General features: G+C 72.9%; 22 protein-coding genes. 9 read left to right on the top strand and 13 right to left on the bottom strand.

All coding sequences use genetic code 11. The features are described 5' to 3' along the window. Positions 1–110 precede the first annotated feature (110 nt). Both BX283_RS13485 and BX283_RS13480 read left to right on the top strand, forming a co-directional pair. Positions 111–314: a cold-shock protein gene (locus BX283_RS13485; protein ID WP_053727847.1), complete on the top strand. Its 204-nt coding sequence runs from the start codon at positions 111–113 to the stop codon at positions 312–314. A 94-nt stretch (positions 315–408) separates the two neighbouring features. Beyond that, complete coding sequence (locus BX283_RS13480) at positions 409–1,926, top strand: DEAD/DEAH box helicase (protein ID WP_101387862.1); 1,518 nt, start codon at positions 409–411, stop codon at positions 1,924–1,926. Positions 1,927–2,186: 260 nt separating this feature from the next. Here BX283_RS13480 and BX283_RS13475 read toward each other — a convergent pair whose 3' ends face one another. Genes BX283_RS13475 through BX283_RS13460 form a run of 4 tightly spaced genes read right to left on the bottom strand, consistent with a single transcriptional unit; the run spans position 2,187 to position 5,591 of the window. Next, complete coding sequence (locus tag BX283_RS13475; RefSeq protein ID WP_101387861.1) at positions 2,187–3,254, bottom strand: nitronate monooxygenase family protein; 1,068 nt, start codon at positions 3,252–3,254, stop codon at positions 2,187–2,189. Further along, positions 3,254–3,985 (bottom strand): CoA-transferase subunit beta, encoded by a 732-nt coding sequence (locus BX283_RS13470; protein ID WP_101387860.1) that lies wholly within the window; start codon positions 3,983–3,985, stop codon positions 3,254–3,256. Before BX283_RS13470 ends, BX283_RS13475 begins: the two co-directional genes overlap by 1 nt. Further along, the gene (locus tag BX283_RS13465; RefSeq protein WP_101387859.1) at positions 3,982–4,830 is read right to left on the bottom strand and encodes a CoA transferase subunit A; all 849 of its coding nucleotides are present in this window, start codon (positions 4,828–4,830) and stop codon (positions 3,982–3,984) included. The genes BX283_RS13470 and BX283_RS13465 overlap by 4 nt, the downstream gene beginning before the upstream one ends. Then, a complete protein-coding gene (locus BX283_RS13460; protein WP_101387858.1) occupies positions 4,827–5,591 on the bottom strand; it encodes an enoyl-CoA hydratase family protein in 765 nt (254 codons plus the stop codon). Before BX283_RS13460 ends, BX283_RS13465 begins: the two co-directional genes overlap by 4 nt. A 55-nt stretch (positions 5,592–5,646) precedes the next feature. Between BX283_RS13460 and BX283_RS13455 the strand changes: the two genes are divergently transcribed. Together BX283_RS13455 and BX283_RS13450 are read left to right on the top strand one after the other, a co-directional pair. Continuing rightward, on the top strand, positions 5,647–6,426 hold the full coding sequence (locus BX283_RS13455) for an SDR family oxidoreductase (RefSeq protein WP_101387857.1): 780 nt from the start codon (positions 5,647–5,649) through the stop codon (positions 6,424–6,426). A gap of 1 nt (position 6,427) precedes the next feature. Next, on the top strand, positions 6,428–7,309 hold the full coding sequence (locus BX283_RS13450) for an SDR family oxidoreductase (RefSeq protein WP_101387856.1): 882 nt from the start codon (positions 6,428–6,430) through the stop codon (positions 7,307–7,309). An 11-nt stretch (positions 7,310–7,320) separates the two neighbouring features. Here BX283_RS13450 and BX283_RS13445 read toward each other — a convergent pair whose 3' ends face one another. Continuing rightward, the gene (locus BX283_RS13445) at positions 7,321–7,791 is read right to left on the bottom strand and encodes a MarR family winged helix-turn-helix transcriptional regulator (protein WP_101387855.1); all 471 of its coding nucleotides are present in this window, start codon (positions 7,789–7,791) and stop codon (positions 7,321–7,323) included. Positions 7,792–7,969: 178 nt separating this feature from the next. On the opposite strand from BX283_RS13445, the gene BX283_RS13440 reads away from it, so the two are divergent. Beyond that, the gene (locus BX283_RS13440) at positions 7,970–8,359 is read left to right on the top strand and encodes a ribonuclease domain-containing protein (RefSeq protein WP_101387854.1); all 390 of its coding nucleotides are present in this window, start codon (positions 7,970–7,972) and stop codon (positions 8,357–8,359) included. A 28-nt stretch (positions 8,360–8,387) separates the two neighbouring features. Here the strand turns inward: BX283_RS13440 and BX283_RS13435 are convergent, their stop codons facing one another. The 7 genes from BX283_RS13435 to BX283_RS13405 all read right to left on the bottom strand — a co-directional run bounded on the left by BX283_RS13435 (position 8,388) and on the right by BX283_RS13405 (position 14,963). Then, positions 8,388–9,146 (bottom strand): GntR family transcriptional regulator, encoded by a 759-nt coding sequence (locus tag BX283_RS13435; protein ID WP_101387853.1) that lies wholly within the window; start codon positions 9,144–9,146, stop codon positions 8,388–8,390. Positions 9,147–9,182: 36 nt separating this feature from the next. Then, positions 9,183–9,833, bottom strand: coding sequence for an HAD family phosphatase (locus BX283_RS13430; protein ID WP_257582731.1), 651 nt, complete (start codon positions 9,831–9,833; stop codon positions 9,183–9,185). Continuing rightward, positions 9,830–10,888: an ABC transporter ATP-binding protein gene (locus tag BX283_RS13425; RefSeq protein WP_101387852.1), complete on the bottom strand. Its 1,059-nt coding sequence runs from the start codon at positions 10,886–10,888 to the stop codon at positions 9,830–9,832. Before BX283_RS13425 ends, BX283_RS13430 begins: the two co-directional genes overlap by 4 nt. Further along, positions 10,885–11,754, bottom strand: coding sequence for an ABC transporter permease (locus BX283_RS13420; protein WP_101387851.1), 870 nt, complete (start codon positions 11,752–11,754; stop codon positions 10,885–10,887). The genes BX283_RS13425 and BX283_RS13420 overlap by 4 nt, the downstream gene beginning before the upstream one ends. Beyond that, on the bottom strand, positions 11,742–12,638 hold the full coding sequence (locus BX283_RS13415) for an ABC transporter permease subunit (protein WP_101387850.1): 897 nt from the start codon (positions 12,636–12,638) through the stop codon (positions 11,742–11,744). Before BX283_RS13415 ends, BX283_RS13420 begins: the two co-directional genes overlap by 13 nt. Positions 12,639–12,646: 8 nt before the next feature. Beyond that, a complete protein-coding gene (locus tag BX283_RS13410; RefSeq protein ID WP_101387849.1) occupies positions 12,647–13,804 on the bottom strand; it encodes an ABC transporter substrate-binding protein in 1,158 nt (385 codons plus the stop codon). 250 nt (positions 13,805–14,054) lie between these two features. Continuing rightward, positions 14,055–14,963 carry a hypothetical protein gene (locus tag BX283_RS13405; RefSeq protein WP_101392319.1) on the bottom strand — a complete coding sequence of 303 codons (909 nt, stop codon included), beginning with the start codon at positions 14,961–14,963 and terminating at the stop codon, positions 14,055–14,057. Between the two features lie 196 nt (positions 14,964–15,159). Between BX283_RS13405 and BX283_RS13400 the strand changes: the two genes are divergently transcribed. The 4 genes from BX283_RS13400 to BX283_RS13385 all read left to right on the top strand — a co-directional run bounded on the left by BX283_RS13400 (position 15,160) and on the right by BX283_RS13385 (position 21,485). After that, positions 15,160–15,984, top strand: coding sequence for a trypsin-like serine protease (locus tag BX283_RS13400; protein WP_101387848.1), 825 nt, complete (start codon positions 15,160–15,162; stop codon positions 15,982–15,984). Positions 15,985–16,056: 72 nt separating this feature from the next. Then, entirely contained in the window at positions 16,057–16,710 is a 654-nt protein-coding gene (locus tag BX283_RS13395; RefSeq protein WP_101387847.1) for a response regulator transcription factor, read from the top strand. Beyond that, positions 16,707–17,846 carry a sensor histidine kinase gene (locus BX283_RS13390; RefSeq protein ID WP_101387846.1) on the top strand — a complete coding sequence of 380 codons (1,140 nt, stop codon included), beginning with the start codon at positions 16,707–16,709 and terminating at the stop codon, positions 17,844–17,846. The genes BX283_RS13395 and BX283_RS13390 overlap by 4 nt, the downstream gene beginning before the upstream one ends. Positions 17,847–18,416: 570 nt before the next feature. After that, positions 18,417–21,485: an endo-alpha-N-acetylgalactosaminidase family protein gene (locus tag BX283_RS13385; RefSeq protein WP_257582725.1), complete on the top strand. Its 3,069-nt coding sequence runs from the start codon at positions 18,417–18,419 to the stop codon at positions 21,483–21,485. Positions 21,486–21,538: 53 nt separating this feature from the next. Here BX283_RS13385 and BX283_RS13380 read toward each other — a convergent pair whose 3' ends face one another. Continuing rightward, a complete protein-coding gene (locus tag BX283_RS13380; RefSeq protein ID WP_101387844.1) occupies positions 21,539–21,961 on the bottom strand; it encodes an enediyne antibiotic chromoprotein in 423 nt (140 codons plus the stop codon). Positions 21,962–21,987 lie beyond the last annotated feature (26 nt).

The raw sequence follows: 21,987 nt of genomic DNA, 5'->3' as shown, positions 1-21,987 counted from the left end.
AGTTTTGGTACCCATAGACTTTATGTGCGCCTGACGGGAATGTTCCTCAGGCGCATTATTGTTTTTCCGGCTTTCTCCGGATGGGGCCCCTACCTATTCAGGAGAATGACATGGCTACTGGCACCGTGAAGTGGTTCAACTCGGAAAAGGGCTTCGGCTTCATCGAGCAGGACGGCGGCGGCCCGGACGTCTTCGCCCACTACTCGAACATCGCGTCCTCCGGCTTCCGTGAGCTCCTCGAGGGCCAGAAGGTCTCCTTCGAGGTCACCCAGGGCCAGAAGGGCCTGCAGGCGGAGAACATCCTCCCCGCCTGATCACGGCGAATTCCGAGCCGGGGCCCGCACCGCGCAGGTGCGGGTCCCGGCTTGCGTGCTGTCCGTCCCCAGGGCCCAGGAAGGCAATTTCCGTATGACGCGTACGACCCCCCGCAAGCGCTCCACCTCCAGCTCCGCCAAGCCCGCCGCGAAGTCCGCGCGCGGCCGGACCGTGCAGCCGCAGGGTGAGTTCACGCTGCCGGAAACCATCACGCCCGCGCTCCCGTCGGTCGCGGCTTTCGCCGACCTCGACATGCCCGCGGCGCTCCTCAAGACGCTGGCCGCGCAGGGCGTGACCGAGCCGTTCCCGATCCAGGCCGCGACCCTGCCGAACTCCCTCGCGGGCCGCGACATCCTCGGCCGCGGCCGCACCGGCTCGGGCAAGACCCTCGCCTTCGGCCTCGCGATGCTGGCCCGTACGGCAGGACAGCGCGCCGAGCCGAAGGCGCCGCTCGCCATGGTGCTCGTGCCGACGCGTGAGCTGGCCCAGCAGGTCACCGACGCGCTGACGCCGTACGCCACGGCCGTCAACCTGCGCCTGACCACGGTCGTGGGCGGCCTCTCGCTCACCAAGCAGGCGAACGCGCTGCGCCGCGGCGCCGAGGTGCTCGTGGCGACGCCCGGCCGCCTCAAGGACCTCATAGAGCGCGGGGACTGCCAGCTCGGCCAGGTCCGGATCACGGTCCTCGACGAGGCCGACCAGATGGCCGACATGGGGTTCATGCCGCAGGTCACGGCGCTGCTGAAGCAGGTCGAGCCGGGCGGTCAGCGGATGCTGTTCTCGGCGACCCTGGACAAGAACATCGACCGGCTGGTCCGGATGTTCCTGACCGACCCGGTCGTGCACTCGGTGGACCCGTCGGCGGGCGCGGTCACCACGATGGAACACCACGTCCTCTACATCCAGGACGAGACCGACAAGAAGGCCGTCACCGCGCGGATCGCCGCGCGCGACGGCCGGGTGATCATGTTCCTGGACACCAAGCGTTCGGTGGACCGGCTGGTCAAGCGGCTGCTCGCGAGCGGCGTACGGGCGGCGGGCCTGCACGGCGGCCGCTCCCAGCCGCAGCGCAACCGCACCCTTGAGCAGTTCAAGAACGGCCAGGTCACCGCGCTCGTCGCGACGAACGTGGCGGCGCGCGGCATCCACGTCGACGACCTCGACCTGGTCGTCAACGTCGACCCGCCCACCGACCACAAGGACTACCTCCACCGGGGCGGCCGCACCGCCCGCGCGGGCGAGTCGGGCAGCGTCGTGACGCTGGTCCTGCCCGAGCAGAAGCGCGAGATGAGCCGCCTGATGACGTTCGCGGGGATCCGTCCCCGGACGGCGGCGGTGAAGTCGAGCGACGAAGAGCTGGTACGGGTCACGGGGGCGCGCGAGCCGTCGGGTGTGCCGGTCGTGATCGAGGTGCCCGCGCCTACGCCGCCGTCGGGTGCGCGTACCCGGAGCCGGGGGGCCCGCTCGGGCGCCCGCTCGGGCCGTGCGGGCCAGGGTTCGGCGCAGGGTGGCGCCCGGGGTGGCTCCCAGCCGCAGGGTGCCCGCGCTCAGGGCGGTGGCGCGCGCCGGGGCCGTCCGCAGACGGGCGGCCGCCGCAGCGCCCCGGCGTAGCCGGGGTTTTTGCCCCCACCCCGCCCCTTCCCGAAAGCCCTCGGGCGGGCGGCCGGGTGCTTCGTCTGCGGACCGTGGATGGCTGAGCGCGCAGTTCCCCGCGCCCCTGGGTAGTTAGGGGCGCGGGGAACTGCGCGAGCAACCCAGCACGGTCCGCAGACGAACGCAGCGGGGTGCAGGGGCCGCAGGCCCCGCGAACGGGGTCCGGGGGCGAAGCCCCTGGGAGACGAGCCTCCACCCACCACCCGCCCCCGGAGGGTTTAGGGAAGGGGCGGGGTGGGGGACAAACCCCCGAGCCGCGACGCCGTCGCCTCCGCCTCCCCCACCACCCTCTCCACCAGCTCGCCCACACTCGGCAGATCCGAGATCACCCCCGCCACCTGCCCGGACGCCATCACCCCCGCCTCCACCCGCCCCTCCACCATCGACGCCCGCAGCAGCATCGGCGTATTGGCCGCCAGCAGGACCTGGCTCCAGCTCAAGTCCTTGCCGTGGCGCAGCGCGCGGCCGTCGGCCACGAGACGGGCCCAGGACGTGCCCGACAGCGCGCGGAACGCCGCGGCGTGGCGCACCGCCGAGGCCAGCGAACGTATCCGCCCGGACCGTTCCAGCGACGCCACGAGTTCCGTGCGCAGCATGCGGTGCGGCAGGCCGTCGACCGCCCGTGTCACCGTCACGTCGGACACCCCCGCCGCCAGATACCGCGCCTTCACCGCGTCCGGCACCGGAGAGTCCGAGGTGAGCAGGAACCGCGTGCCCATCGCGACCCCCGCCGCCCCGTACGCCAGCGCCGCCACCAGACCGCGCCCGTCGTGGAAGCCCCCGGCCGCCACCACCGGGATGTCCACCGCGTCCACGACCTGCGGCAGCAGGACCGTCGTCGCCACCTCGCCGGTGTGCCCGCCGCCCTCCCCGCCCTGGACGATCACCGCGTCCGCGCCCCACGCCGCCACCTTCTCGGCGTGCCGCCGCGCCCCGACGGACGGCATGACCACCACCCCCGCGTCCTTGAGCTCCGCGATCAGCTCCCGCGAGGGGGCGAGCGCGAAGGACGCCACCCGTACCCGCTCCTCCACGATGATCCGCACCCGCTCCCGCGCGTCCCCCGCGTCCGCCCGCAGATTCACCCCGAACGGCGCGTCCGTACGGGACTTGACCTTCCGTACCGCCGCGCGCAGCTCGTCGAGGGTCATCGTCGCCGAGGCGAGGATGCCCAGCGCGCCGGCCTCGGCGGTGGCCGTCACCAGCCGGGGCCCGGCCACCCAGCCCATCCCGGTCTGCACGATCGGGTGCCGCACCCCCACCAGCCGGGTCAGTGCCGTCTCCATCAGCCGCGTACCTCCGCCTCGCGCCGCCCCTCCGGGTCCAGCACCTCCCGGATCAGGCGCAGTTCCTCGGCCGACGGGTCCCGGGTGAAGGGGACCTCGTCCGGCACCGCCGGCTCGAAGCCCGTGGCCGCGCGCACCTGCGCCACCGTCACCCCGGGGTGCAGCGACGCCAGCCGCATCGTGCGGTCCGGGGTGGCGAAGTCGAGGACGGCGAGGTCGGTGACGACCCGGGGGAGGCAGTGGTAGCGCGCCCCGGCGGCGGCCGCCCGGTCGTAGCCGACGCCGCACACCATGTCGACCTCGGGCACGAACACCCGGGGGGAGTGGCGAGGGACCCAGTAACTCACCGGGTTGTTGAGCGTGTTGACCGGGGCGCCGCGCACCCCGAGCAGCTGGCGCGTGGGCGCCGCCCAGTCGCCGATGCAGGAGATGTTCTGGTTGCCGTACCGGTCGAGCTGGCTCGCGCCCATCATCACGTGCCGCCGGCCCCCGGTGACCATGGTCAGATGGCGGCGGTACGGCAGCCAGCCCTCCGCCGCCCCGTCCGCCCCGACCAGCGTCGCCTCGCCGTCGGTGAGCAGCAGGTCCGGGGCGAAGGTGCGCCGGGCGAGGCGCGCGCCGAGCGACGGGATCAGGCCCATCGGGCTGGCCAGCACCTCCCCGTCGCCGCGCCACGCCTCGGCGCAGGCGATCACGCAGTACTCGGCTCGGCTGACGGCAGGACCCGTCATCGGACCTCCTCGTGCCAGGCCTGCACGGCCGACTGATAGCTCTTCTCGTCCGGCCCCGACAGGAACCGCACGGCGAAGTCCTCCCACGGAGTCGTCGCGTACAGCTTCTGGAACGGCTCGTCCCGCCCGTAGTCCGGCACGCACGACGTGAAATGCGCCCCGTTCGGCGCCTCGACGACACCCGTGACCGAGTGGCGTCCGACCAGGAGGGTCTGCGGGACGGCGTCCGCGAAGCCGCCGGGCTCGACGAGGCGTTCGCAGGAGACGTACGCGCTGTCGGCGGCCTCGCAGAACAGGTCGTCGAAGTACGGGTCGGGGCCCAGGTACTGGGCGTTGCCGAGCCGGTCGGCGCGGTTGAGGTGGACCAGGGCCGCGTCCATGCGCAGCGCGGGCACGGCGACGAATGTCTCCCCGTCCTCGTACGGCGAAGTCACCGTCCGCAGCCCGGGGTTGACCCGCATGACGTCCGAGCCGAGTCCGGCCCGTACCGGCAGGAAGGGCAGCCGGTTGGCGGCCGCGTGCAGCCCCCACATGAACATCGCCTCGTCGATCTCCGTCAGCGTGAACGCCCCCGCCTCGCGCGCCGCGCGGAAGTGCGGCTCAAGAGGGATGGAGTCGAGGGTGGCGAAGGGGGCGACCAGCTTGCGGATCCGCCCGGCGGCCGCGAGCAGGCCGACGTCCGGGCCGCCGTACGAGATCACCGTCAGATCCGTCACCGGTGATCTGAGCAGCGCCCTGACCAGCGCCATCGGCTTGCGGCGCGAGCCCCAGCCGCCGATGCCGAGGGTCATGCCGCTGCGCAGCCGGGCGACGACGTCCTCGGGCGTCATGGTCTTGTCCGTCATGCCCGCTCACTCCCCTTCCCCGGCTCCTCGCCGAAGGTGTCGCGGATGCGGTCGGCCACCCCGCTGAGGTTGGCCTCGAACGTGAAGCCCTGCTCGAAGCGGTAGCTGCGGCGGACGTCGACGGGGTCGATGCCGTTGATGGCGGCCTTCGCCAGCCGGATCAGCGAGCCGTCCTTGCGGGCGATCTCCCGCGCCAACTCCAGGGCAGAGTGGAGGAGTTCGGCCCGACCGACCACCTTCCACACCGATCCGTGGGCCAGCAGCTCCCGGGCCGTGGCCGTGCGCGAGGTGTAGTAGAGCGCGCGCATCAGGTGCTGGGGGACGAGGCGGGCCAAATGGGTGGCGGCGCCGAGCGCGCCCCGGTCCAGCTCGGGCAGCCCGAAGGTGGCGTCCTCGCTCGCCACCACCACGTCGGCGTTGCCCACCAGGCCGATCCCGCCGCCCAGACAGTGCCCCTGCACCGCCGCGACCACCGGCACCTCGCACTCGTACACCGCCGCGAAGGCCTCGTAGCAGCCCCGGTTGGCGCCCAGGAGCGAGCCGTGGCCGGGGTCGCGCCGCAACTCCTTGATGTCGACCCCGGCGTTGAAGCCGCGCCCCTCGGCGGCCAGGACCACACAGCGGACGCCGGGGTCGCGCCCGGCCGCGCGGACCGCGTCGGCCAGCTCGTACCAGCCGTGCACGGGCAGCGCGTTGACGGGCGGGAAGTCGACGGTGACGAGCGAAATCCCCTTCTCGGGGCCGGTGGTGGAGACACCCATGAGCGGATCAGCTACCTTTCCACCAAACATTTGTTAGGTGAGGAAGGTAGCGCGGATGGAGCTGGCCGGGAAGGCGGCGGTCGTCACGGGCGGCACCCGGGGCGTCGGCGCGGGCATCGCGCGGGCGTTCCTGGCGGCGGGCGCCGAGGTGGTGGTCTGCGCCCGCAGACCACCGGAGCGGCCGGTCGAAGCGGGCGGCCGCGAGGCCGAGTTCCGCCCGCTCGACCTGCGCGAACCCGCTGCCGTACGGGAGTTCTTCGACGCGGTCGCCACGGCCTACGGGCACCTCGACGTGCTCGTCAACAACGCGGGCGGCACGCCCTACCGCCTGCTCGACGAGTCGTCGGCCGAGCGCCACACGCGCGTGGTGGAGCTCAACCTCACCGCGCCGCTCACCGCCTCGCTCGCCGCGTACCCGCTGCTGCGGGCGTCCGGCGGCTCGGTGGTGATGATCGGCAGCGTCAGCGGTACCCGCCCCTCGCCCGGCACCGCCGCGTACGGCGCCGCCAAGGCGGGCCTGGAGAACCTGGCCCGCTCGATGGCGGTGGAGTGGGCGCCCGCGGTGCGGGTCAACACGCTGGTCCTGGGCATGGTCCGCACCGAGCTCGCCCCTTTGCACTACGGCGACGAGGAGGGCGTCGCGGCCGTCGCCCGGACCGTGCCGCTCGGGCGGCTCGCCGAGCCCGCCGAGGTGGGGGACGCGGCCGTCTTCCTCGCCTCCGCCCGGGCCGCGTACATCACCGGCGCGTCCCTCCTGGTCCACGGCGGCGGCGAGCGCCCGGCGTTCCTGGACGCGGCCACCGTCAACAAGTCACCCGAACAGCAAGGGAGTTGAGATGGCAGACATCAGTGCGGGGCGGGTCGTCGTGGTGACCGGGGCGGGGCGGGGGCTCGGCCGGGCGCACGCCCTGGCGTTCGCGGCCGAGGGGGCGAAGGTCGTCGTCAACGACCTCGGCGTCGGCCTCGACGGCGCCCCGGCCCCCGGCAGCCCGGCCGAGTTGGTCGCCGCCGAGATCCGCGCGGCGGGCGGCGAGGCGGTCGCGCACGGCGGGGACATCGCGACGGCGAAGGGCGCGGCCTCCCTGGTGGAGGCGGCCCTGGACCACTTCGGCCGCCTCGACACGCTGGTCGGCAACGCGGGCTTCCTGCGCGACCGGATGCTGGTCAACCTCGACGAGGACGACTGGGACGCGGTGGTCCGGGTCCATCTCAAGGGTCACTTCCTGCCGCTGCGCGAGGCGGCGGCGCACTGGCGCGCCGAGACGAAGGCGGGCCGCCGGCCGGTGGCCCGGGTCGTCCACACGACCTCCGGGGCGGGGCTGCTCGGCAGTGTGGGCCAGGGGAACTACGCGGCGGCCAAGGCCGGGATCGTCGGCCTCACCCTGGTGGCCTCGGCGGAGCTCGCGCGGTACGGCGTCCAGGTCAACGCGATCGCCCCGGCGGCGCGCACCCGGATGACCGAGCAGGTCTTCACCGGCCTCGCGGCCGCGCCCGAGGACGTGTCGCCGCTGGTGGTGTGGCTCGGCTCGGCGGCGAGCGAGGGCGTGACGGGCCGCGTCTTCGAGGCGGAGGGGGGCCGCATCACGGTCATGGAGGGCTGGCGCCCGGGCCCGACGGCGGACAAGGGGGCCCGCTGGACCCCGGCGGAGGCGGGGGAGACGGCACGACGGCTGCTGGCGGAGGCGGCGGAGCCGGGGGTGGTGTACGGGGCGGGGTGAGGGCGGCCGCGCTACGGTCCGAGCCGCGCCGCCGCCTCCCGTTGGAGCGCGCTGGTGCCGGTCAGGAAGCGGACCACGGTCCCCAGCTCCTCCGTCGTGAACTCCTCGCAGAATTCGGCCACCTGGTGGGACCAGTCCACGAAGAACCGCTTCAGGCCGTCGATGTTCTCCCAGCGGATCTCGATGAGCACGCGCCGCTTGTCCGTGGGGTGCTTGGCACGCCGTACGAACCCCTTGGCCTCCAGGCGGTCGACGAGGCCGGTGACGGACGCGGGGGCGAGGCCGGTGTGCTGGGAGAGTTCCTTGGCGGTGAGCGGACCGAACCGTTCGAGCAGATCGAGCGTCTTGGTCTCGGAGGCGCCGAGGCCTTGTCTTTCGGCGACCGCGGTGTGGAACATCACGGTGACGCCGCTGTGTTCGCGCGTCACGGAGAGAAGGTCTTCGACCGCCTTGGCGCGGTCGGCATCGAGGCTGGGGTCCATGGGCGGAGAGAGTAGCAAGGCCTTTAGTTCGCCGAAACGAAAGAATGGCCAATTTCTTCCCATGAGGGCAAAGACTTGCGGGCGCCCCGGTTACGGCTCGGTGTCGCAGGTTAACTCGTGGGAAATTCAACCGACTTGCCGTTGACGATCACCGTTCTACGCGCGTCATCATGACCGCATGAGAATCCCCCCACGCATCACCACGCTCGGCGGAATAGCGACCCTTGCCGCCACCCTCCTCCTCGGCCCGACCGCTCTTCCGGCCACCGCCTCCGTCCAGAGCGTCGGCAGCGTCTGCTACTCCGCGCTGCCCTCGCAGGCGTACGACACGTTCCGCCTCATCGACAAGGGCGGCCCGTTCCCGTACTCCCAGGACGGCGTCGTCTTCTCCAACCGCGAGCACGTGCTGCCCTCGGAGCCGAGCGGCTACTACCACGAGTACACCGTGACGACGCCCGGCTCCCCGACGCGCGGCGCCCGCCGTATCGTCACCGGCCAGCAGGCGGACGAGGACTACTACACCTCGGACCACTACGCGACCTTCGACCTGGTCGACCGCGGCTGCTGAGACCCGGACCGACACCCGGGCAGGAGTCTCACGAGCCGTTGAGGCTCCTGCCCATCGCCCGGGACCCCGAGGAGTTGCGTACGGTGAACGCCACCGTGCCCGGCAGATAGCGGTCCTGGGACCACTCCAGCGGCAGGCCCGCCGGGTCGGTGGAGCGGCGGCGCTCGCGCAGCAGGCCGTCACCGGCCCGGCAGCCGAGCAGCTGCGCGTCGGTGGCGTCCGCCGGGACCACGTCGATCGTGTGCAGGGCGTCGCTGAACAGCACGCCGTGCGCCTCCAGTTCGTCGGCGTGCGAGGCGAGGCCCGGGTCCATCGCCGCCACCAGCTCGCCCACCCGCTCCGGATAGGTGGTGCGCTCCACCATCACCGGGGACCCGGAGAGCGTACGGACCCGCAGCACCCGGAAGATCCGCTCCCCGACCGGGAGCCGCAGGTGGTACGCCTCCTCCTCGGTCGCCTCGCCCGGGTCCACCGCGACCGTCCGGCCGCCCGGCTCCTCGCCCTGCGAGCGCGCCCAGCGGGCGAACGACCGCAGCTCCTCGAAGCTCTGGAGCCGCGCCCCGCCCCCGCCGAGCACCACCCGCCGCGCGCCGCGCCGCGAGGTCACCAGACCGTCGGTGCGCAGCGCGGCCAGCGCCTGGCGGATGGTGCCCCTGGACACGCCGTAGGTACGGGCGAGTTCGTCCTCGGCGGGCAGCCGCGCCCCCGATCCGTACTCCCCGGCGGTGATGGCCGCCCGCAGATCGCCGGCCACCTTCCGGTACAGCGGCGCCGCCTTGCCTGCCATGTCGTTCCCCGTCCCCGTTGTCCCGTCAACCGGCAGCTAGCCGAGGCTGATCAGCGAGCGCAGCAGCGCCGGATCGGCTTCCTCCAGACTAGCCAGTACCGTCCGTCCCGCCGCGGGCGCGATGGGTTCCATCGACGGGACCGCGAGCACCGCGCACCCCGCCGCCTCCGCCGACGTCACGCCCGTCACCGTGTCCTCGACGGCCACGCACCGCGACGGCTCCGCGCCCAGGGCCGCCGCCGCTGCCAGATACGGGTCGGGCGCGGGCTTGGTGCGGGCGGTGTCCTCCGCCCCGTAGACCGCGTCGAAGCGGTGTCCGGACAGGGAGGCCGCGACCCGGTCGACGACCGCGCGCGGGGACGCCGACACCAGCGCGGTCGGCACCCGGTCGCGGCGCAGCGCCGCCAGGAGCCGCAGCGCGCCCGGCCGGGGCTCGGCCCCGTCGGCGAGCCGGGCGGCGAACCCGTCGCCCAACTCGGCGGCCAGGACGTCCTGGTGGACGGCGAGCGGCTCGTGCAGCATCCTGGCGGTGTCCTCCACGGACCGCCCGTACACCGCCGTGCGCCCCGCGCCCACCAGCGCGTACCCGTGCCGGGCCGCGACCTGTTCGACGACCTCGACCCAGGCCCGCTCGGTGTCGACCAGGGTGCCGTCCATGTCGAACAGCACCGCGCGCAGCCCGCTCACGCCTCCTCACCCGCCGCGAGCACCGGACGCCGCTGCGGCCGTACGGTCACGGCCGCGCCCGCGCCGAACGCGCCCGCCGTGTGCGAGGGCAGGTCGGCCTTCACCTCGGTGCCGTCCGCGAGGCGGACCCGCAGCCGGGTGCTGGCGCCGTGGAAGGAGCTGCCGGTGACGGTGTCGGGGCCGTCCGCAGTCACGTCCAGCGCCTCGGGGCGCAGCAGGAACGCGGTGGCACCGGCCGCCGGGCCGTCCACGGGAAGGGTGACACCGAGGACCTCGGCCTGCCCGTCCGGGGCGAGGCGCCCCGGGATCCGGTTCATGGTGCCGATGAAGGACGCCACGAACGCGGTCGCCGGACGGTCGTACAACTCGGCCGGGGTGGCGCACTGTTCGAGCCGGCCGCCGCGCATCACCGCGACCCGGTCGGCCATCGACAGGGCCTCCTCCTGGTCGTGCGTGACGAACACGGTGGTGATCCCGAGCTCCAGCTGGAGCCGCCGGATCTCCTCGCGCAGGTTCACCCGCACCTGGGCGTCCAGCGCGGAGAGCGGCTCGTCGAGCAGCAGCAGCCGGGGCCGCAGGGCGAGCGCCCGGGCCAGCGCCACGCGCTGCTGCTGACCGCCGGAGAGCTGGTGCGGATAGCGTCCGCCGTGGTCGGGCAGGCCCACGAGATCGAGGAGTTCGGCCGCGCGCGAGCGCCGCTCGGCCACCGCGACCTTGCGCATCCGCATGCCGAAGGCCACGTTCTCGGCCGCCGTCAGATGGGGGAAGAGGCTGTACGACTGGAAGACCATGCCGGTGTCGCGCCGGTTGGCCGGGACCGGCACGATGTCCTCGCCGTCGAGCAGCACCTGACCGGAGTCGGGCCGCTCGAAGCCCGCGAGGACCCGCAGCGCCGTGGTCTTGCCGCAGCCCGACGGGCCGAGCAGGGCCAGGAGTTCACCGGGCGCCACATCGAGGTCGAGCCCGTCGAGCGCGACGGCGGAGCCGAAGGTGCGGCGCAGCCCCCGGATCCTGAGGGCGGTTCCGGTGCGCGCAGGTGCGTCGGTGATCGTCACGCGCCCGCCTCCTTCTTGTTCGTGTCACTGCGGGGGGCACGCGCCGAACGGGCGGCGCGGGTACGGAAGACGGCGGTCAGGACCAGCAGCAGCACCCAGGTCAGCACCAGGCTGAGCAGCGAGACCGCCACGGACAGCTGGGCGTTGGAGCCGGACGCCTGAACGATCCACACCGCGAACGGCTGGAACCCGAGCAGCTGCGCCACGGTGAACTCGCCGAGCACCAGCGCGAGCGCCAGGAACGAGGCGTTGAGCAGCGCGGTGCGCAGATTGGGCAGCACGACCGAGACGATCGCCCGGGGCCAGGAGGCGCCCAGGTCACGGGCGGCCTCGACGAGCGTACGCACATCGACGGCCCGCAGCCCCGCCTCCAGCGAGCGGTGGACGAACGGCAGCGCCATCACCACGTACGCGAGGACCAGCACGACCGGGAAGTCCGGGTCCTGCGCCGCGACGAACGTCTCGTACAGCGGAGTGGCGGCGAGGTGGTCGGGCCCCCACTTCAGCACGGTCCCGATCCCGGCGACCAGCGCGACCGGCGGCACCACCAGCGGCAGCGTGCAGACCACTTCGAGCACCGCCCGCAGTCGCCCCGAGCCCGAGAGCCGCACCGCGAGCGCGGCCGGGAGCGTCAGGAGCAGCGCGAGGGCGACCGTGGTGAGCCCGAGGCCGAGGGAGAGCAGCAGGGCGGTGGTGAACCCGTCGGCGGAGAAGATCTGGGTGTACGAGTCGAGGGTGAACCCCTGGTTCGGTACATCCACGGTGAAGACCAGGGCGGCGAGCAGCGGCACCAGGAAGTAGAGCCCGGCGGCGCCGAGGACGACACCGCGCCAGGGGCGCGCTCCGGCCGGGATCAGGCGAGCCATCGGGCGCTCCTTCGCTGGAGGGGCAGATGGACGGCCATGACGAGCGCCGCGACCAGCACCATGTCGAGGCTGAGGGCGAGCGCCACGTTCTCCTGGCCGATCAGGACGTTGCCGGAGAGCGCGTCCGCGATCTGGAGCGTCACCAGCGGGATCGAGCTGCCGACCATCGCGGCGGCGGTGGCGTACGCGGCGAAGGCGCTGCCGAAGAGCAGCACGAACCCGCCGAGCAGGGTCGGCAGGAGCACCGGGATGCCCACGTGCCGCCAGTACTGCCAGGTTCCGGCCCCGGAGTTGAGGGCGGCTTCGCGCCACTGGGGCCGCAGCCCGTCGAGGGCGGGCGCCACGGTGAGCACCATCAGGGGCACCAGGAAGTACAGATACGTCAGGGCGAGCCCCCAGAAGCTGTAGAGGCTCCACCCGTGCCGGTCGAGGCCGAGGCGGGTGGTGAGCACACCGGCGTTGCCGAGGGTCGCGACGAAGGCGAAGGCCAGCGGCACACCACCGAAGTTGGCGAGGACGCCGGAGGCGGTGAGCACGGCCTCGCGCAGCGCCCGGCCGCGCGAGGTGACGACGGCCTGGGCGAGCAGCAGCCCGAGCACCGAGCCGATGCCCGCGGTGACGGCGGCCAGCTTGAGGCTGCCGAGGAGGGCGGTGCGGTAGGCGCCGTGCACGGACTGGTCGAGGTTGGCGAGTCCGTACGAGCCGTCGACGGTGAACGCCCCGTGGACCATGGCGACGGCGGGGAGCCCGAAGGCGAGGGCCACGAAGGCGAGCAGGGGCAGGGCGGCGAGCCAGGACCCGGAGGCCTTGGGGCCCCGCCGCCGGGGGCGGCGCGCGTCAGCCGCGGCGGCCCCCGGCGAGGAGGAAGTGGTCAGAGTGGTCATGGATCGGATCAGCCCGAGATCGCCTTGGCCCAGCCCGCGGCCAGGACCTGCTTGGCCTTGGCGGTCTGTGCCTCGGAGGGGAACTTCGGGGTGCCCGCGACCTTGGGGAGCGCGGCGGCGGCGGCCTTGTCGAGCGTGCCGTCCTGCTCCATGGCGGTCATCAGGGCGGGCCGGGCGTGGCCCTTGAGCCACAGGTTCTGCCCCTCGGCCGAGTACAGGTACTCCTGCCACAGCCGGGCGGCGGCGGGGTGCGGCGCGTCCTTGTTGACGGCCTGGGAGTAGTACTGGGCGTAGACGCCGTCACCGGGCACGGCGACCTTCCAGTCGAGCCCCTTGCTCTTGAACTCCTCCCCGTACCCGGCGTTGAGGTAGTCCCAGTCGATGCTGATCGGGGTCTCGCCCTTCTCGACGGTCGCCGGGGTGGACTCGACGGGGTTGTAGTTCCCGTTCTTCTTCAGCTTGCCGAAGAAGTCGAGGCCGGGCCGGATGTCGTCGAAGGACCCGCCGGAGGCGAGGGCGGCGGCGTACACACCGGCGAAGGCCGAACCCGACTTGGTCGGGTTGCCGTTGAGCGCGACCTGCCCCTTGTACTGGGGCTTCAGCAGATCGGCGAAGGTCTGCGGGCACTCCTTGACGCGCTTGGCGTCACAGCCGATGGAGACGTAGCCGCCGTAGTCGTTGAACCACCGGGCCTGCGGGTCCTTCTGCCCCGCGGCGATCTTCTCGTACGCCTCGACCTTGTACGGGGCGGTCAGCCCCTGCTGGGCCGCGGCCTGCGCGAAGGAGGCGCCGAGGTCGAGGACGTCCGGGGCGCGGTCCTGACCCTTGCGGGTCTTGACGGCGTTGATCTCGTCCTGGCTGGTCCCGTCGGGGTTCTCCACGGCGACCTTGATGCCGTACTTCTTCTGGAACCCGTCGATGAGGGCCCCGTAGTTGGCCCAGTCGCGGGGGATCGCGATGGCGTTGAGAGCGCCTTCCTTCTTGGCGGCGGCGACCAGCGCGTCCATCCCCCCGGCCTCCTTCGCGGACCCGGCGGCCGCGACGGACTTCCCGCCCGAGTCGACGTTCTTGGCGTCACTCTTCGCGCCACAGGCGGCGAGAGCGAACGCGGATGCGGTGAGCGCGAGGGCGATACCGGCGGTGCGGATACGGGGGGCGGTCGTCACGAGGGCTCCATGAGGGGCGAGGTTGTACAGCCAACTGTTGTACAGACAACTCCTTCATTACGGGGGTGGTGTGTGTCGCGGTGGTGAACGGCGGGAGGCGGGAAGGACGGGAGGGGGCGAATTCCGGCCGGGTGGCTGGTTGTGTGTCTGCCGCGGAGCGGCATTCAAGGGGCGCGGGGAACTGCGCGACCAGCCACCCACGGTCCGCAGGCGAACGGGGTCGGGGCGGCGCAGCCACCGCGGGGTGGGGCTACGTATCGCAGGTCAGAACCGCCCCGCACACCCCACACCGCACCCGCACCCTCCCCCGAACCCCCACCCGATTCCGCTGCCCACACGTAGGGCACGAGAAGCACACCCGCAACGACGCACCCCCGCCCTCGAAGGAGTACGGCCCCGCCGAGGACCCCCACACCCCCTCACCCGACCGCGCCCCCCGCCGGTCCCGCGCGTACCGCCGCCGCCCGGCCCACCCCGCCCCCGCCAACGGCGGCTGCCGCGCGTCGAGATGGGCCCGGGCGACCCCGGCCCGGTACGCGGGGTACGCCTGCGGGCTGGTGAACCACGGCGACGGGTCCTCGCCGAACACCGCCGCCCGCTTCGCCAGCACATATCCGAACTCCTCCGGCGTCAGATAGCCCAGCTTCTGGCTGGACACCCCGTCCTCCCGGAACGCGTCGAGCAGCAGCCACCCCGCCCCCAGATACGTGGTCGCCGTGTCCGTGAGGATCTCGTTGTCCCGCGTCCCCGGGAACTCAAGGCCGAGCCGGTGCAGGAGCACATGTGTGATCTCGTGGGCGAGCGCCGCCCCGATGTCCCGCCGGTGGCGCCGGAAGCGGTCGTTGAGCTCGATGAAGTACTCGGGTCCCGCGGCCAGTTCGACCGAGGCCGCGTGCTGCATCTCGCGGAACCCGACGATCATCCGGGCGTCCGGCAGATGCAGGTGCTGGACGAGCGCGCGGGCCACCCGCTGGGCGCCCAGATGGAGGTCGTCGTGGTCGGCGAAGGCCACGTCGGCGGGCAGGACGCTCGTCGCGTACCCCTGGATCCCGTCGGCCGACAGCCGCCGGTACAGCGCGGTGATCGCCGCCCGCACGGTCTCGATGTGCGGAAACCCGTGCACGACGGGACCGGGCCCGGGCGCGTTCGGATGGGCCACGCTGTCACCCCCGTACGACGGTGAACCAGCCTCCACTGTACGAGGCGCGTACGGCACCCCGCCCTCGTACACATGGCCGGAAAGCAATCCTTGTAGGCCGCCCGGAGGGCTCCGATAATCCACAGCACGCGCATTGACGCGCCCATGTCATCCCACGGCGCGCCGGGGCGCGGAGCAGTCCCCACGCTCGGTCCCCATGCTCGACCCCCACGTTCAACCCCCCACGAAAGGCAGTCCCTTGAAGAACACCCTCGTGCGTGCGCTCAAGAGATGCATAGCCGTCGCGGCGGTCACCCTCGCCGCGTTCACCCTCCAACCTGCCACGGGCGCCTCCGCGTCCCAGGCGCCCGTGGTCGGCGGAACCCGCGCCGCCCAGGGCGAGTTCCCGTTCATGGTCCGCCTCTCCATGGGCTGTGGCGGCGCCCTCTACACCCAGCAGATCGTCCTCACCGCCGCCCACTGCGTGAACGGCTCCGGCACCAACACCTCCATCACCGCGACCGCGGGCGTCGTCGACCTCCAGAGCAGCAGCGCCATCAAGGTGAAGTCGACCAAGGTGCTCCAGGCGCCCGGCTACAACGGCAGGGGCAAGGACTGGGCGCTGATCAAGCTCGCCAAGCCGGTCGGCCAGCCCACCCTCAAGATCGCCACCACCACCCAGTTCAACAACGGCACCTTCACCATCGCGGGCTGGGGCGCCCGCAGCGAGGGCGGCGGCCAGCAGCGCTACCTCTACAAGGCGACGGTCCCGTTCGTCTCCGACGCCCAGTGCCAGCAGGCGTACGGCAGTGAGCTCGTCCCGAGCGACGAGATCTGCGCGGGCTACGTCGAGCAGGGCGGCGTCGACACCTGCCAGGGCGACTCCGGCGGCCCGATGTTCCGCAAGGACAACGACAACGCCTGGATCCAGGTCGGCATCGTGAGCTGGGGCCAGGGCTGCGCCGAGCCCGGCTACCCGGGCGTGTACAGCGAGGTCTCGACCTTCGCCGCCGACATCGCGAAGGCGGCCGCGACCCTCTAGCACTCCCCGCCGTACGGCTGGCCGGGCGCCCCGAATTTGCGGGCGTCCGGCCTAATCTGGTCATATGTGGACATGTCGATCACGGTGGTCATCGCGGACGACCAGGAGATGGTCAGGACCGGGTTCCGCATGATCCTGGAGAGCAGGCCCGACATCGACGTCCTCGACGACGTCTTCGACGGCCCGTCCGCCCTGGAGGCCGTGGACCGGCACGACCCGGACGTCCTGCTCCTCGACATCCCTATGCCCGGCCTCGACGGCCTCGAAGTCACCCGCCGCCTCCGCGGCCGCGAACGCCCGCGGATCGTGATCGTCACCACCTTCGACCTGGACGAGTACGTCCACGCCGCCCTGCACGGCGGCGCCTGCGGCTTCCTCCTCAAGGACGCAAGCCCCGAGATGCTGGTGGAGGCGGTCCGGGCGGCGGCGGCCGGGGACTCGCTGGTCTCCCCGGCGATCACCGTCCGGCTGCTGCGCGAGCTCGCCACCGCCCGCCCCGCCACCTCCCTGCGGCAGCCCGCCGAACCCCTCACCGAGCGCGAACGCGAGGTCGTACGGTGTCTGGCGCGCGGCGCCACCAACGCCGAGATCGCCGCCGAGCTGTACGTCTCCCTCTCCACTGTGAAGACCCATCTGGCCAATGTGCAGGGCAAGCTCGGCGCCCGGAACCGGGTGGAGATCGCCGCCTGGGCCTGGGAGAGCGGACTGGCCACGGGCGCCGCGTGAGCCCGCTCCGCCGCTGGCTGCGCGGCCACCCCCGCTGGGCCGATGTCGCCCGCGGGGCGCTCGCCGCCGTCCTGGTCGGGCTCGTCGTCTTCGAGGGCCTGGCCCTGGCCCGCCAGCCCACCACCCCGCACGCCATCGTCTGGGCCTCGGGCCTGGTGGTCTGCCTGTGCGCGCTGCCGTGGCCCCGTCCCGACCTGGTCGTACGGGCCTGGGCCGGCGCGGCCGCCACCTGGGCCGCGACCGGGCTGATGTTCCTCGACCGCCCGGAGATCGTCTGGGGGATGGGCGAGGCGGTGGCGCTGCTGGTGCTGCTCGCCGCGGTCCTGCTGCGGGCGCCGGCCCGCACCGCCGCCGTCCTCGGCCCGGTGCTTGGGCTCGGCTGCATGGCGGTGCCGGTCCGGGACGCCTCGCCGGGCCGGTTCACCCTGCTCTTCGCGGTGCTCACGGTCGTCGTCAGCGCGTACTCGCTGCTGCTGCGCGCCCAGTCCTGGCAGCGTGTGCGCGACCTCCAGGCCGTCCGCGCGGCCGAGCGCCTCGAACTCGCCCGCGAGCTCCACGACCTGATCGCCCACCACGTCACCGGCATCGTCGTCCAGGCCCGCGCGGCCCGCTTCACCGCGGTCGAGGGGCAGCGGGCCGCCGATACGTTCGCCCGGATCGAGGAGGCGGGCGGGGACGCGCTGAGCGCGATGCGCAGGCTGGTGCGGGTGCTGCGCGCGGGCGAGCCCGAGACCGAGCCGGTCGCGGGCCTGGCGCAGCTGCGCGAGCTGGCCGACCGCTTCTCCCTGGCGGGCCCGCCGGCCGTGCTGTACGTCGAGGCGGGCCTGGAGGAGCGGCTGCCCGGCGAGGTCGCGGCCGCCGCGTACCGCGTGGTCCGCGAAGCCCTGACGAACGTCCGCAAGCATGCGGCGGACGCGAGTGCGGTACGGGTGGGGCTCCGCGTGGTCGGCGACGGCCTGGAGGTCCGGGTCGCCGACGACGGCTCCCGCGCGGCGAGACTCCCGCCGGGCGCCCGGGGCGGCGGCTTCGGCCTGGCGGGCCTGACGGAGCGAGTGACGGCCCTCGGCGGCGAACTGACAGCGGGCCCGGCGCCGGAGGGGGGCTGGCAGGTGGTGGCGCTCCTGCCACTGCTTTAGCCCGGTCTTCGTCTGCGGCCCGGTGGGTGGCCGGTCGCGCGGTTCCCCGCGCCCCTTTTCGGCCCGGTCTTCGTCTGCAGGCCGTCCCCAACTGGTCGCGCAGTTCCCCGCGCCCCTAAAAGCGCCCCTCCGGGCCGCCCAGGGGATTGCCGCGCAGCGGCACCTAAGGGGCGCGGGGAACGGCGCGAGCAACCGACCACGGTCCGCAGATGAAGGGGGGTTGAGGGGCGCGGGGAACGGCGCGAGCAACCGGCCACGGTCCGCAGATGAAGGGGGGTTGAGGGGCGCGGGGAACGGCGCGAGCAACCGACCATGGCCCGCAGACGAAAGAGGGGTTAGGGGCGCGGGGAACGGCGCGAGCAACCCACCACACACCTGCAGACGAACCCCGGGCCAAAACAGGGGCGCGGGGAACTGCGCGACCAGCCACCCACCGGCCCGCAGACGAACCCCGGGCCAAAGCAAAGCGCGCTTAGTCCAACACCCCCCACCCCTTTGTCCATGGGCACACCCCCCCACCCGCCCCATCGTGACCCGCACGGAAGACCCCGTCACGAGGAGGCACCCGACGTGAACGCCGAAGTACGCGGACCGAAGCGGAGGACGGTGGTCGCGGCCACCGCGCTGGCCGGGGCCGGGGCCGCGCTGGGGGCGCCCGGGGTCGCCCGAGCCGCCGGGGAGAGCACCATCCGCTCCCGCGACCTGGAGGTGCGGCTCGACACCGCCTTCCCGCGCATCGTCTCGTACACCGACCGCGCGAGCGGCGCGAAGCTGTACGGGCAGACGGAGCCCGTCACGACCGTGCTGGTCGACGGGGTCGCCCACACGCCCCGCGTCACCGCGCGGACGGGCCGCGACCGGGCCTCGTACACGCTCGCCCTCGACGGCGGCACCGAGATCGGCGTGGAGATCCGCGTCGACGGGCACCGCGTCGACTGGCGGGTGACCAGGATCGACGACACCCCCGCCCGCCGCGTCGGCACCCTCCAGATCCCCGCCCTCGCCCTGCTCTCCGTGCGCAGCGACCAGCCGGGCGCGGCGCTGCTCGCCGCCCGGATCCAGCTGGACAAGGCGAAGAGCGGCGACACACTCGTCCAGGTCACCGCCGACACCGCCCCGGACGCGGCGCCGATCGGCTGTGCCTACGCCGTCGTCGCGCACGACACCCTCGGCGGCGCCGTCGAGACCAACACCGTCTACGACAAGCCCGACAGCGCGGCCGGGACCACCTGGGAGAACGGGCGGCTCTGGCGCCAGGTCCTCAAGCGCGACGGGTACGTCGAGGCGCGGCTCGTCCCCGGCCAGTGGACGCACCGGGCCGCCACCGCCGCCGTGGACGACACCGAGCCGCTCCCGTACGCCACCGTGATCGTCACCGGCGACCGCAACGGCGACGGCACCGTCGACTGGCAGGACGCGGCCATCGCGTTCCGCGACATCATGGTCAGCCCGCTCGGCGCCGACGAGCAGCATCTGCGGGTCGTCCCGCACATCCCCTTCAACTTCGCCTCGCAGGCGACCAACCCGTTCCTGGCCACCCTCGACAACGTCAAGCGGATCTCGCTGGCCACCGACGGTCTGCGCCAGTACACGCTGCTCAAGGGCTACCAGTCCGAGGGCCACGACTCGGCGCACCCGGACTACGCGGGCAACTACAACGAGCGCGCGGGCGGCATCGAGGACCTCAACCACCTGGTCCGCGAAGGGAAGGAGTGGAACAGCGACTTCGCCGTCCATGTCAACGCCACCGAGTCCTACCCTGTCGCCCACGCCTTCTCCGAGACGCTGGTCGACAAGGCGAACGAGCAGTGGGACTGGCTCGATCAGTCGTACCGCATCGACCAGCGCCGCGACCTGGTCTCCGGTGACATCGCGCGGCGGTTCGCCGCGCTGCGCCGCGACGCGGACCCGGCGCTCGGCGCCCTCTACATCGACGTGTTCCGCGAGTCCGGCTGGACCTCCGACCGCCTCCAGCGCGAACTGCGCGCCCAGGGCTGGCTGGTCACCTCCGAGTGGGGGCACGGCCTGGAGCGCTCCTCGCTCTGGTCGCACTGGGCCAACGAGACCGACTACGGCGGCGACACCTCGCGCGGCATCAACTCCCAGCTGATCCGCTTCATCCGCAACCACCAGAAGGACGTCTTCGCCGACAAGTGGCCGACGCTGCTCGGCCACGTCCGCATGGGCAACTTCGAGGGGTGGGTCGGCAAGACCGACTGGACGGCGTTCTACCGGCTGATCTGGACGCAGTCGCTGCCCGCCAAGTACCTCCAGGCGTATCCGGTCCGGCGCTGGGACGAGCACGAGATCACCTTCTTCGGCCCCGGCGCCACCTCGGTCTCCGACGCCGACGGCACCCGCCGGATCACCACGGACGCGCGCGTGGTGTACGACGGCGGCGCCTATCTGCTGCCCTGGGAGCCCCGCCGCGCGGCCGACCCGGCCAAGCTCTACCACTACAACCCGGCCGGTGGCACGACCAGTTGGCGGCTGCCGCGCGGCTGGTCCGGGGCCCGCACGGTGGTCCTGTACCGGCTCACCGACCAGGGCCGGGCCTACGAGCGCGAGCTGCCGGTGCGCTCCGGCACGGTCACCATCGAGGGCGCGGCGGCCGGTCAGCCCTACGTCGTCGTGCGCGAACGCGCCCGCGCCCGGGACCCGCGCTGGGGCCAGGGCACCGGCCTGTACGACCCCGGCTTCCACTCCGGCTCCCTGAAAGGCTGGACGGTCAGCGGCCCCGCCTCCGTACGCCGCAGCGCGCTCGGTGACTACGAGCTGGTGATCGGCGCGGGCGCGGCGGCCTCCGTCGGCCAGCGCCTGACCCGCCTCGCACCCGGTACGTACGCCGCGTCCGTGCAGGTCGAGGTGGGTGAGCGGGCGGGGGAGCGGCGCGTCGCGGCCCTGGAGGTGCGCACCGCCGACGGGGTGACCGCGCGCAATTGGACGGCGACCTCCACCGCGGGCAACTTCGTCGCCGCCGACCGCAAGCACGGCACCCGCTTCCAGCGGATGTTCACCCACTTCACGGTCCCCGAGGGTGGCGGCCCGGTGGAACTGGCCCTGTGCGCGGAGGCGGGGGAGGCCCGGGTGCGGTTCGACAACGTACGGGTCGTGGCGGCCGCGCCCACCGTCAAGGCGGGCGCGCTGGTCCACGAGGACTTCGAGAACGTGCCGCAGGGCTGGGGCGTCTTCGTCAAGGGCGACGCGGGCGGCGTCACCGACCCGCGCACCCACATCGCGCAGCGGCACGCCCCGTACACCCAGCGCGGCTGGAACGGGAAGGCGGTCGACGACGTGATCGACGGCGGCCAGTCGCTCAAATCGCGTGGCGAGAACGACGGTCTGGTCTACCGGACCGTGCCCTTCAGTGTCCGTTTCCTCCCGGGTAAGCGCTATCGCGTCGGCTTCCGTTACGAGAGCGAGAAGGCGGGCCAGTACGCCTGGGTCACGGCCGTCGACGAGGGCGCCGGCACGCGCGAGCTGAGCCGCGAGGTGTTCGGCGCGGCGACCGGACCGACCGCGTACGCCTACGAGTTCACGGCCCCCGCGACCGGTGAGGCATGGGTGGGGCTGCGCAAGACGGGCGACGACGGGACGGCGGAGTTCACGCTGGACGCGTTCGAGGTGACGGAGGCGTAGGCACGGGACAAGGGGACCGCCCCGCCCCCTGGAGGGGCGGGGCGGTCGTCGGCTCAGTTGAAGGAGATGTTCTGGACCGTGTTGCCCGTGGTCTGCTCCCAGGCGGTGACGTTGCACTGCGTGCCCGCCGCGGCGCAGTCCACCGTGACGTCCTGGCCCGTGGACCAGTCCTTGGCGACGAAGGTCTTCTTGACGGCGAGCGTCGTCGATATGGCGCCGTTGGCGTCGGCGGTGAGGAACTTGACGTCGTTGGAACAGAGGGTGGCGGAGGCGCATTCGCCCACGTTCACGGCGGCGCCGGGCGTGTAGCCCGAACCGGAGACCGTGACCGTCTGGCCGTCGGAGAGGCCGCTGCTCGGGGTCACCGAGATCGCGGTCGCGGCGGACGCGGGAGTGGCGAGCAGTACGGTCGCTGCCACGGCGGCTCCAGAGGCGGCCAACTTGGCGATGCGGGATCGGGTGATGAGATCCTTCATGTCAACCTCAAAGTGTGCGTCGGGAA

The organism is Streptomyces sp. TLI_146, assembly GCF_002846415.1.
Taxonomy (GTDB): Bacteria; Actinomycetota; Actinomycetes; order Streptomycetales; family Streptomycetaceae; genus Streptomyces.
The sequence above is the reverse complement of the archived record's forward strand: the minus strand, read 5'-3'. Positions and strand labels throughout refer to the sequence as shown.